The organism is Kitasatospora purpeofusca, from assembly GCF_042691725.1.
Taxonomy (GTDB): Bacteria; Actinomycetota; Actinomycetes; order Streptomycetales; family Streptomycetaceae; genus Kitasatospora; species Kitasatospora purpeofusca_B.
The window spans coordinates 8797311-8808824 of the sequence record NZ_CP170483.1 but is presented as its reverse complement, the minus strand read 5'-3'; the positions used below and the strand labels follow the sequence as shown (position 1 = coordinate 8808824).

The 11514-nt window shown below is 73.4% G+C and carries 9 protein-coding genes; 6 read left to right on the top strand and 3 right to left on the bottom strand.

Translation table 11 applies throughout. The annotated features are described in order from the left end of the window. Positions 1–13: 13 nt before the first annotated feature. Entirely contained in the window at positions 14–1342 is a 1329-nt protein-coding gene (locus tag ACFCLZ_RS37725; RefSeq protein ID WP_380282436.1) for a hypothetical protein, read from the bottom strand. Between the two features lie 511 nt (positions 1343–1853). Here ACFCLZ_RS37725 and ACFCLZ_RS37720 point away from each other — a divergent pair. Beyond that, a complete protein-coding gene (locus tag ACFCLZ_RS37720; protein WP_380282435.1) occupies positions 1854–2627 on the top strand; it encodes a maleylpyruvate isomerase N-terminal domain-containing protein in 774 nt (257 codons plus the stop codon). Positions 2628–2982: 355 nt separating this feature from the next. Next, positions 2983–3576: a DinB family protein gene (locus ACFCLZ_RS37715; RefSeq protein ID WP_380282434.1), complete on the top strand. Its 594-nt coding sequence runs from the start codon at positions 2983–2985 to the stop codon at positions 3574–3576. A 126-nt stretch (positions 3577–3702) separates the two neighbouring features. On the opposite strand, the gene ACFCLZ_RS37710 is transcribed toward ACFCLZ_RS37715, so the two are convergent. Both ACFCLZ_RS37710 and ACFCLZ_RS37705 read right to left on the bottom strand, forming a co-directional pair. After that, a complete protein-coding gene (locus ACFCLZ_RS37710) occupies positions 3703–5532 on the bottom strand; it encodes an ABC transporter ATP-binding protein (protein ID WP_380286392.1) in 1830 nt (609 codons plus the stop codon). A 142-nt stretch (positions 5533–5674) separates the two neighbouring features. Next, positions 5675–6001, bottom strand: a complete 327-nt coding sequence (locus ACFCLZ_RS37705) for a MazG-like family protein (protein ID WP_380282433.1) — start codon at positions 5999–6001, stop codon at positions 5675–5677. A 668-nt stretch (positions 6002–6669) separates the two neighbouring features. Between ACFCLZ_RS37705 and ACFCLZ_RS37700 the strand changes: the two genes are divergently transcribed. From ACFCLZ_RS37700 to ACFCLZ_RS37685, 4 genes are all read left to right on the top strand, one after another. Next, positions 6670–8196, top strand: a complete 1527-nt coding sequence (locus ACFCLZ_RS37700) for a streptophobe family protein (RefSeq protein WP_380282432.1) — start codon at positions 6670–6672, stop codon at positions 8194–8196. 58 nt (positions 8197–8254) lie between these two features. Next, positions 8255–8998 carry a response regulator transcription factor gene (locus tag ACFCLZ_RS37695; RefSeq protein ID WP_380282431.1) on the top strand — a complete coding sequence of 248 codons (744 nt, stop codon included), beginning with the start codon at positions 8255–8257 and terminating at the stop codon, positions 8996–8998. Further along, a complete protein-coding gene (locus ACFCLZ_RS37690; protein WP_380282430.1) occupies positions 8995–10563 on the top strand; it encodes an ATP-binding protein in 1569 nt (522 codons plus the stop codon). The genes ACFCLZ_RS37695 and ACFCLZ_RS37690 overlap by 4 nt, the downstream gene beginning before the upstream one ends. Positions 10564–10806: 243 nt before the next feature. Beyond that, positions 10807–11445, top strand: coding sequence for a carbonic anhydrase (locus ACFCLZ_RS37685; protein ID WP_380282429.1), 639 nt, complete (start codon positions 10807–10809; stop codon positions 11443–11445). The last annotated feature ends 69 nt before the right edge of the window (positions 11446–11514 follow it).

The following is an 11514-nucleotide window of genomic DNA, read 5'->3' as shown; positions in this document are numbered from 1 at the left end:
TCGGCCTACCTGCCTACCTGTCCGCGACGTGGATGAGCGAGGAGGCCGAGATCTGGTCGCCCACCTGGAAGGTCAGGCTGGTGTCTCCCAGCGGGGCGCCGGCGGCGGCGCTCACCTCGATCAGCGCACCGGACTTCGAGCCCTTCCCGGCCAGCGCCAGGTCGATGTCGTCGAAGGTGAGGCTCTGGCCGTCCGGCGACAACGTTCCCTGGTAGGAGCCCAGTTCCCTCCACTGGCCGTCCTGCACGATTCCCAGGATCAGCCGGTCGGCGACCTGCAGACCCTTCCCCTGCGGGATGGTCACACGGACCTTCTGCGGCGGCACACCGCCGTCCGCGAGTGCCTGCAGTTCCACCCCCACGTAGCCGGGGGCGCCGCCACGGACCAGGTTCACCGGGCCCCCGGGCGACACCGAGAACCGGCTCTGGGGGCGGGCGGCCGTGTAGCGGTAGTAGACGCTGCCGAGCTGGAACGCGTCCTCCACCCTGGCCGGGTCCCAACCGAGGCTGCTCACCGAACCGTCGGGGTTGCTGGACTGCGGCCAGACCAGGAAGCGGTAGTACCCCGGCCTGTCGCCCAGCTGACGGAGGTCGATCGCGGGCAGCGTCACCTTGCGGCCGGTCCCGCTGTCCCGGTGGCCCTCCGCCTTCTGCACCTGCGGGGTCAGGGTGAAACGGGAGGGTGTGCCGTCCTCGTGGACGAGCTGGTAGTACACGTGGTCACTGCCGTTGCTCGGCACGTCCGGCTCGCCCTGGCGCAGATTGACCAGGTCGATGATGAACTTGTCGCCGGGGATGCGGCCGTTGTCCGAGACGAAGCCGAAGCCTGCCTGACTGTTGGGCGTGCCGCCCCAGTTGTTGTCGTACGGCAGGCGAACGAACGGCCGTCCCACCTTCTCCGGGTCGCTTTTCCGCCAGGCGCCGGCGAGCACCTCGACCTGCGGATTCACCGTGCGGACGTCCCCGTTGTCCAGGATGACGTCGACGCGGATCGGGTAGGTGCGGCTGTAGGCCGGGCGCGGGTCGGCGTCGACGTTGAGGTCGCCGCGGAGGGTGAAGGTGATGAGGTCGGAGTCGTCGAGGAAGGTGAGGTCGATGACCTCGTACTCCTGGTCGATGCCACCGCGGCCGCGCTTGACCTCGATGGCTTCCGTGCCCGCCTGCCCGTTGCCGGTGTACGAGTACCGGATCGTCTTGATCTTCACGCCCATCGGGACACGGATCCGGCCGTCGTAGCGGAACTCGCTGTCCCAGACGGCGAAGCGGTTCGCGTGTCCGAGGGTCCGGATGCCGGTCCATTCCACATCCGTGTCGCCGCCCTGGGGTGTCGCGGGAGTGGCCATCTTCGGGTCCTTCCTGAGCTGGAGTCAGGGTCTCGGGAAGACCCCGATCACGGAATGGGACGAGGGATCAAAAGCGCCCGACCCATACCGAGTTGCCGCGGGACACGGCGATGTTCCTTCGCGGTGCGGGACAAGGCTGACCCGGCTCGGGGCGCCTGCGGAAGGGGCCCGGGTGCATACGCTTGCCATTCCCGCCATACGCATGCCCCCCATGTCATGCGGCAACCGGCGGCACCGCTCCCATGCGCACCACGCGTGAGCCGGCCGCCGTTCCGCGCGCCCCATGGCGCAGCCTCGGCCCCGCCCGGACCACGGGTGCCCCCGCCCCGGAGCCGATCACAATGGCTGGGACCCACTCGAAGTGTTCGTACCTGTGTCCGAACCCCGGCTCCGACGCTCTTCCACGCGGAGTTTCAGGACGGCTTCGGCGCCGGCGCTCCGCCCGGCCGTCGACGCGTGCGTCCGACAAATTCGCTACCCGGCGGCCGGAGCGCCGTGATACACAACCGACGTGCAAAAAATCTTGGAGTTCCCCGAGGTCCTGCGGCTGATCGAAGACCGCTCGGCCGCGTTCCGCGCCGCGATCGCGTCCGCCCCCGACCTTGACGTCCAGGTTCCGACCTGCCCGGACTGGACGCTGCGCGAACTGGCGCAGCACCTCGGCGACGGCCGCCGCCGCCAGGCCGCCATCGTCGCGGCGGGCCCGGGCGCCGAGCCCCCGGCGAGGACGGACCCGAAGGGAGCCCCGACCGGGCCCCGCGACCGCGAAGCCCTGGACGCCTGGCTCGCCGAGTCGACCGAGCTCATGCTCGACGCGATGCGCGAGGCCGGCCCGGACCGCGGCTGCTGGACCTGGTGGGGCCGCTCGCAGGCCCCGGAGACCAGCGGAGCCGTGGCCCGGCACCAGATCCAGGAGATCGCCGTCCACACCTACGACGCCCAGCTCACCCAGGGCGCCGCACAGCCGCTGCCGACGGACGTCGCGGTCGAGGGCGTCGACGAGTTCCTGACGACCGTCTCGGCGACGACCGTCCCCTGGCCGTTCAAGCCGGCAACCATCGACCTGCACACCACCGAGGGCCGCTCCTGGCGCCTGACCCTCAACGCCGACGGCGTCCGCTGCGACGACCTCGCCGCCGACGCGGAGCCGGGCGACATGGCGATGCGAGGCGCAGCGGGCGAACTGGTCCTCTACTTCTACGCGCGCGTCCCGCTCGACGGCCTGGAGACCACCGGCGACACCGAGCCGATGGAGCAGCTCGCAGACTGGGACCCGAACGCGTAGCACGTCCGCTTGTGACGCATCTGTCGATGGTGCGCGCGCTCCCGCGGGCGCCACCGGGCCCGGGGTTAAGGACATCGCGCGGCTGCGGGCAGGCCGCGGGCCTGCCGCGAACCGGCGGGACCAGTCCAGGCGGACCGCGATGGACCGTCGGCCGATCTGCAACTATTCGGAGAGGTTCGCTGCCTCACCTCAGGGAGAACCCGATACGGACCCTGGTCTGCGCCTGCCCGGTTCCCGACTCAACTGTCTTCGCAGCCGGAGGACTTCGACGGTCGAGGGCCTGTTCGGGAACGACCTGATCAAGCCTCCACGGCCATGCCTGCCCCATCCGGCAGGTGATGCGAGACTCGGCCCCATGAAGCCCAATGATCCTAAGGACGACCTGCACCGCTACCTCAAGGCGGCCCGCGAAGCCGTCGTCTGGAAGCTGGACGGATTGTCCGAGTACGACAGCCGCCGCCCCCTGACGCCAACCGGCACCAACCTCCTCGGCCTCGTCAAGCACCTCGCCAGTGTCGAGCTCGGGTACTTCGGCCCGACCTTCGGCCGCCCGCACACCGAATCCCTGCCCTGGTACGACGAGGAGTCCGAGCCCAACTCGGACATGTGGGCACCCGCCGACGAGTCGCGCGAGGACATCCTCAGCCTCTACCACCGCGCCTGGGCGCACGCGGACGCGACGATCGAGGCGCTGCCGCTCGATGCGATGGGCCACGTCGCGTGGTGGGGCGACGACGGCGACGTGACGCTTCAGCGGATCATGCTGCATGTGACGGCCGAGACGAACCGTCACGCCGGGCACGCCGACATCGTCCGCGAGCTGATCGACGGCAAGGCCGGCCTGCGGGAGACCAACAGCAACATGGATGGCGGCGACGAGGCCTGGTACCAGGAGTACTGGAACAGGCTGGAGGCATCCGCAAAAGAGGCCCAGGCCAAGCCGAACTGAGCTGAGCTGGGCCGAGCCGAGTTCGTTCGGGGAGGTGGGGCGTTGGTAGCTCGCGTCGTTGCCTACCTCCCCACCCTCATCGCAGCAGCGGACGGCGTCGGCGCTCGTGAGGTCGGTGTCCATCGGTCAGGGCGTCCTCTCGGTGCCGGGGACCGTGCGCTGGGACGGGACGGCCGCGCGGTCGTTCTGCAGCTCCCACAGTTCGCGCAGGCGGCCCGGCTGTGCGACGAGGTCGGTGAAGGTGCCGTGCTGGATGACCCGGCCGTGTTCGAGGACCACGATCCGGTCGGCCGCGGAGACGTTCGCCAGCCGGTGGGTGATCAGGACGACGGCCCGGTCGGCCGCGAGGTCGCGGAGGTTGGCGAAGATGCGGTGTTCGGCCCGGGGGTCGAGCGCGGAGGTGGGCTCGTCCAGGATCAGCAGCGGCGCCGGGCGGTAGAAGGCGCGGGCCAGGGCGAGGCGCTGCCACTGGCCGCCGGAGAGGGCCTCGCCGCCGGCCCAGTCGCGCGTGAGCAGGGTGTCGAGCCCGCGGCCGAGTCCGTCGACGACCTCGTCGGCGCCGGAGGCTTCGCAGGCCGTGCGGATCACGGTGTCGCCGCCCGGCACGGGCTGGCCCTGGGTGATGTTCTGGCGGGCGTTGAACGGCCAGCGGGCGAAGTCCTGCGGGACGACGGCGGTGTGCTTCCACGCCAGGTGCGGGTCCAGGTCGCGGGTGTCGACGCCGTCCCAGGCGACGGTGCCGCCGGTGGGCAGGTACAGGCCGGCGAGGAGTTTGGAAAGGGTGGTCTTCCCGGAGCCGTTCTCACCGACCAGCGCGACCACCTCGCCGCGCCGGACCGTGAGGCTCACCTCGCACAGGGCGTCGCGCTCCGCGCCGTCGTAGCGGTAGGTGAGGTTCTCGACGCGGACCTCGCGGACCTCCTCCGGTACGGCCCGGCCGCGGTCGATGCGGTAGCCCCCGGCCTCGGTCAGGAAGTCGGTCCAGTCCTGGAAGTACAGGCCGTCGCGGAACATCCGGGCCCCGGCGTTCGCGACGCCCTTGGTACCGGAGGCCACCGAGCGCAGGGCGAACGCCGCCGCGCCGCCGGCGGCCGCCGAGAGCCGGCCGGTGGCCAGCAGCCACACCAGCACCGCCCAGACGACGCCGGAGGCCAGACCGCCGAACGCCGCACCGATCAGCGCGGACCGTGCCCCGAGCGCGGAGGCGCGCCGCTGCGACTCGTAGAGCCCGGTGGCGACCTTCCGGTAGCGGCGCATCAGGAACGGGGTCATCGTGCCGGTGCGGATCTGGTCGGCGGTCTCCCGGGCGGAGAGGTGCCAGCGCAGCATGTACTTCATCCGGGACAGGCTCATGGTGCTGGTGAACGCCATGCGGGCGGTGCGGGCGGCGTGAATCTGCGCCCAGCCCTGCGGGAGGCCGGCCAGGAGCAGCAGCGGCAGCAGGACCGGGTGGAACGAGGCCAGGACCAGCGCGCCGGCCGCCGTCGTCGCCGCCGAGGCGATGAGGTCCTGGCCGGTGGCGAACAGGTCTCCGGCCCATTCCGCCCCGCGCTCCGCGGCATCCTTGCGGTCCCGGAACCCGGGGCTGTCGTAGGCCGACAGCTCGACGTTCAGCGTCGCCTCCAGGAACATCACCTCGGCCTCCTGCTGGGCGGCCGGGACCAGCCTGGAGGAGAGCCAGTTCGTGGCGATCCCCAGCACCGCGTGCAGGCCCGCCGCGGCCACCAGCACCAGGACCGACACCCAGGCGTCCAGCAGCCGCTCGACGACGTGGCCGGACGAGAACAGTGCCCCGATCGTGCCGGCCATCGCGAGCAGGCCGGTGGCCTCGGCAATGCCGGAGACCACCTGGCAGGTCAGCAGCCCGAGCAGCGCCGGGCGGTCCACCCGCCACGCCAACGCCACTGATCTGGCGGTCAGTTGCGGCAGTCTGGTGGCCAGCTGCCGGAACGTCATCGACGCCAGGCGCGCCGAGTACTCGTCCCCTTCCTCGACCAGGCACAGCTCGTCGTCCTCGGCGAGATCGTGCGGCAAGAGGTCCTCCTTTGCTCGGGCGGGACAGGGGCGGGGCTGGGGCTGGGGTGGGGGCCGGGGGGCGCTACGGCGCGACCGGTCGCGGCTGCGTGCGGGCGGCGACCATCCGCAAGTGCTCCTCGAAGAACCAGCGAGGGTCCCCGCCCATCCGGACCAGCAGGACGAGCGCGGTCACCGCCACGTCGCAGGCCTCCTTCCGCACGTCGTCCCAGTCATGGGAACGCCCCTTGCGCGGGTTCTCCCCGAGCGCCCCGATCGCCGCTTCGGCGACCTCGCCGACCTCCTCCTGGAGCTTCACGATCTGCACCAGCCAGCGCTGCTCGCCGACCATCGCGGTGTGCGAATCAAGGTGTTGGGCAAGGGAGTTGAGCGTCTTCCAGGTGTCGTCCATGGCGGTGGATCCTGCCGCTGTTCGAACCGCTCGTTCAACACGGGCGGTTCTCGGCGAGCCTGTGGCGAACGCGGCGTTTTCGAGCAGCAGTCCAGGACGCCGCCGGCCCGCGCCGCCGGGCGTTCCCACGGCGGAACCGCTCGCGCGCGGATCCCTGCCCTCTCCGGAAGTTCACCTGACCGGGTGCATCCCGGGCCGGGCCGGCCGCGCCGCAGGCGCCGGGCCGGTCTGCCGCAGAGCCTTCTGTGAATTCCGGCCCGCGGCCGGGGACCGTGCCCGGGCGCTGCCGGTCCCGGGCCTCCAGCGACGGGCGGCGTTCTCAGAGAGCTCACAGACTCTCTGCGGAGGCGGCCAGAGAGGGCTGACAGCGTCGGTGCGGTCCCGCGACGACCACCGAGCCGACTTGGAGCCCCTGCTGTGGCCAGATTCCTGTCCGGGCCGGGCCGGTTCTCCTTCCCGAGGTGTCGACCGGTCCGGTCGGTGTCGTCCTCGGCTTCGCCATGGCCTACGAGGCCTTCCCGGTGACCGGGCCGCGTGAGGCGTACGTACACGGGCAGCCGCCGCAGCACACTCCGACCGTCGGACGCCCGCCCCCCTGAGCCGGCCATCCGCTCCGCTCCCCACCCCGGCGCCCCGCACACCCACACCCGCCCCCGAGGAGGCTGCTCATGTCCGCTGCCCCGTCGCGCCGCCTCACCGCGCCGCGCCCCGCTCCCGCCCGCGTGCTCTGGCGCCACGCCCTCGAAGGCGCGCTGTCCACCGTGGCGGCCGCGGTGACGATGGCCGCCGCCGCCTGGACCGCGCTGGCCCTCCTCGGCGCCGACGCGATCGCGCCCGCCTCCCGGCTGGTGCCGACGGTGGTGGGCATGGCCTTCGGTGGCGGCATCACCCTGACGTCGGCGGCCTCCGTCGGGTCCGGCGGCGACGAGACCCTCGGCGACGGCGGGCTCGGCGGGCTCGGCGGGCTGGACCTCGGTCTGACCGGCGTGGTCTCGATGATGCCCCTGACCGTCACCTTCCTGGGCACGGCCGTCCTGGCGCTGGGCTTCTTCCGGCCCCTCCACCGGAGGCCGCAGCCCGCCTCGGAGCTGCTGTGGGCCAGGTTCGGCGGCGCGTTGGCGGCCGCGGCGGTGGTCTTCCCGCTGCTGGCCGGCACGGCGCACGGAACGGCCCGACTGCCCGAGGGCGTGACGGAGCGGTTCGGCCGGGGCGAGGCGTCCGAAGGGCTCGGCCGGTTCGCCGGCGGCCTCACCGACGGGCTGCCCTCGGCGGCCTTCGAGACCGACGTCGCGGTGACCGTCTTCTTCGGCCTGCTGTGGGTCTGCGCCGTCCTCGGCATCAGCTGCGTCGCGGCCCGGCGCACGACGCCCTCGCGCCATCTCGCGCTGGGGCAGGCCCGCAGGTCGTGGCACGCCGTCACATCCACGTTGAGCGGGATCGCGGCGGTGCTGTGCTGCTCGGTCCTGGCCCTCGCCCTGGTAGCCGCTCTCGCGGCCCTGACCGGGCGCGAGCACGCGGCCGAGGCCGCGGGGGCGCTGCTGCTGGTCGGCCCGAACCTGCTCGTCGTGCTGCTCACCGCCGGGCTGGGAACGCCGTGGGGCGCGGGGATACAGCGCCTGACGCCGGAGGGCGGCGGGATGCTCGGCGGCCTCGGCGGGGCGGGCGGGGGCGGCGCGACGGGTACGGACCGGTCCGTCGACCTCGGCAGCTGGTCGGGCGCCGGCGTGCCGCTGTGGCTGGTCGGCCTGCTGCTCGTGCTGCTGCTGGCGGTGATCGCCGGGTACCTCGCGGCGGCGCGCACCCCGGCGCGCACCCGGCAGGAGGAGGCGCGGGCCGTCTTCGGCCGGAACGCCGAGATCGCCATGCGGCTGGGGATCGCGGTCGGCCTGCCGGTCCTCCTGCTGCCCCTGGCGGCCCGGGGGTCGCTGGGGATCGGCGTCAGCCTCATGGGCCAGGAGATGGGAGGGGTGGCCGCCGGGATCGACGGACGCCCGGGGCTGTCCGCACTCGCCGCGGTGGTCGTCGCCGCCGTCGCCGGCTACGGCGGCATCCGCCTTCACCAGCGGCGGGCCCGTCGCCGACAGGAACTCCGGCAGGCGCTCCACGGGGAGCCCGGGCGGGCCGAGCGCCCGGCCCCTTCCCCCGTCCTGGCCCGCGCGGGGGCCTCCCGAGGCTCCTCCGGCCCCGCCTCCTGAGCATGTGATCCTGGGAGGACCCCACCCGACCCTGTCCGTGAAGGCGGCAATCCACACCATGGCGGCACCGACACCCCCGGCCCGGCCCACCGGAGAGCGACCGGACCACCTGCTCGTCGTCGACGACGAGCCCACCGTCCGGGAACTGCTGCGCACCGCGCTGCGCTTCGCCGGCTTCGACGTCGACGCCGCCGGCACCGGACACGAGGCCCTCGAACTCGCCGCGCAGCACGCCCCCGACCTCGTCCTGCTCGACGTCATGCTCCCCGACATGGACGGCTTCGAGGTGATCAGCCGTCTGCGCGCCCGGCCCCGGGCGTCCCACCCCGGCCGCGGCGGCGACGTGCCGGTCCTCTTCGTCACGGCGCGCGAGGACCGCCAGGCCCTCCTGCACGGCCTGCGCGTCGGCGGCGACGACTACCTCACCAAACCCTTCGACCTGGAGGAGCTCATCGCCCGGATCCACGCCGTGCTGCGGCGCACCCGCGGCGATCAGGCGGCCCGGATCACCGTCGGCGACCTCGAAATCGATCCGGACGGCCACCACGTCACCCGGGCGGGGCACAGCGTGCGGCTGTCCCCGACCGAGTTCCGCCTGTTGCACTTCCTGATGACCAACGCCGGGCGGACCATGTCCAAGAACCAGATCCTGCAGAACGTGTGGGAGTACGACTTCGGCGGCGACGCCGGCATCGTCGACACCTACATCAGCTACCTGCGCCGCAAGGTCGACAACGGCGAGCCCAAGCTCATCCACACCGTCCGCGGGGTGGGCTACGTGCTGCGCGGTCCCCGGTCGTGACCTCCGCCGCGCGAGCGCTCCGGCGTCGGCTGAGCGGCCTGTCGCTGCGCACCCGCCTGCTGTGCCTGTCCGTCGCCCTGGTCGCCGTCGGCCTGCTCGGCACCGGCCTGCTGGTCACCGGCGCCCTGCACGGGTACCTCCAGGACCGCGTCGACGACCGCCTCGTCCTGACCGGGCAGATCGCCGCCCGCCTCTCACCGCCCGCCGGCACCGGCACCACCACCGGCACCGGCACCGGCACCCCGACGGACGTACAGGCCCTGAGCGTCCTCGGGGAGACGACCGTGACCTACCTCGACGACGACGGCGCCACCCGCCGGGCGTTCGACGTGAGCCCCGCCCCGCCCGGCGGCGGCCCCGACCTCCCGTTCCTCGACCGAGCGGCCGTCCTCGCCCACGAGGGCCGCCCCTTCACCGTGCCCTCGTCCCAGGGCGACCGCGCCTGGCGGGTCGTCGCCCTCGCCCAACCCGCCCACCTCATCGCGCCGGACCCGCCCGGCACCAGGGGCAGCGTCGTCGTGGCGACCTCCCTCGACGAGGTCGACCGAACCGTCGCCAAGACCCGCAACCTCTCCCTGACCATGGGAGCCGCCCTGCTGGCGGTGCTGGCCGCCGTCGGCTGGTTCGCCGTCCGTTCCGGCCTGCGCCCACTCACCCGGATCGAGGAGACCGCGACGGCGATCGCGGGCGGCGACTACTCCCACCGAGTCCCCGAACTCGCCGCCCCGCACACCGAAGTGGGGCGTCTGGCGGCCTGTCTCAACCAGATGCTCAGCCAGATCGACACGGCGTTCCGGGCCCGGTCGCAGGCCGAGGCGAGGACCCGGCGCTTCTTCGCGGACGCCAGTCACGAACTCCGCACGCCGCTCGTCGGCATCAAGGGCTACGCCGACCTCTACCGCATGGGCGCGCTGTCCACCCGCGAGGACCTCGACCGGACCATGACCAGGATCGCCGCCGAGTCCACCCGCCTCGCCCGGCTGGTCGAGGAGATGTTCCTGCTCGCCCGGCTCGACGAGGACGCCCACCACCCGGCGGGCGGCCCCGGCGGGGAGCCCGCCTTCGCCCTCGACCTCGCCCCGATGGACCTGCGCACCCTGGCCGCCGACGCCCTGCGCGACATCCGCGCGCTGGACAAGGCCCGCCCGGTGACCCTCACCGGCCCCGGCGGCGGACGACCGACCAACGCCCCCGCCGTCGCCGACGAGGCGCGCCTGCGCCAGGTCGTCACCAACCTGATCGGCAACGCCGTCACCCACACCCCTCCCGGCACCCCGATCCGCATCGGCGTCGGCACCGCCGGTGACCAGGCCGTCCTCGAGGTCTCCGACCACGGCCCCGGCCTCACCCCCGCCGAGCGCGACCGGGTCTTCGACCGCTTCTACCGCACCGACGACTCCCGCGACCGCACCACCGGCGGCTCCGGCCTCGGCCTCGCCATCGCCCAGGCCCTGGTCTCCGCCCACGGCGGCCGCATCACCCTCGACACCGCCCCCGGCCACGGCTGCACCTTCCACGTCCTGCTGCCCCTGCCCTCCGACGAGCCTCCCGGCGGATGTCCGTGAGCGGTGGCGGAGCGACGGCCGTCGAGGTCGTCACGACGCGAGGTCGGGCCGAAGCCCGGGGATCGCCGTCGGCCGGTCCGTCAGGAGCCCGGCCTCCGGGGCCTCCAGGGCCTCCAGGGCCGGACGCAGCACCGCCCGGTCCACGGCCGGCTTCTCCGGCTTCCGGCAGGACCGCCCCCGCAGGCCCCCGCGCCGGTCCCCCCGTGCTGCCCGGCCCCGGGGCCCCACCGTAGGCTGATCACCATGACCGGCGATCGAATGACTGTCCACACCGCCCTGGAGACCCTGCTGGCGGGCAACCGGCGATTCACGGCGGGCGCCCCCGAGCACCCCAACCAGGACGCGGCCCGGCGGACCGCCACCGCCCCGGCGCAGAGCCCGTTCGCGGTCCTGTTCGGCTGCTCCGACTCCCGCCTCGCCGCGGAGATCATCTTCGACCAGGGCCTCGGCGACCTGTTCGTGGTCCGCACCGCCGGACACGTCGTGGGCGCGGAGGTGCTCGGCAGCATCGAGTACGGCATCAGCGTGCTCGGCAGCCCGCTGGTCGTCGTCCTCGGCCACGACTCCTGCGGCGCCGTCGCCGCCACCCGCGCCGCCGTCGAGGACGGCACCACGGCCACCGGCTACGTGCGCGACGTGATCGAGCGCGTGACCCCGAGCGTGCTGGCCGCCCGCGCGGCCGGCCACACGGACAACGCCGACTTCATCGACACCCACATCCAGCACACCGTAGACCTCCTCCTGGAGCGCTCGCGCACCCTCGCCGAGGCCGTCGAATCCGGCACGGCCGCGGTGATCGGGCTCTCCTACCGCCTGGCCGACGGCACCGCCCACCTGGTGACGGCCCACGGCCTGGAGGCGCCCGCCGACTCGCCCTCCTGAGCGCCGCGACCGCCGCGACCGCCCTCCGGCGCCGCGCCCCTGGCCGGCCCCGATGCGGACCAGGTCACG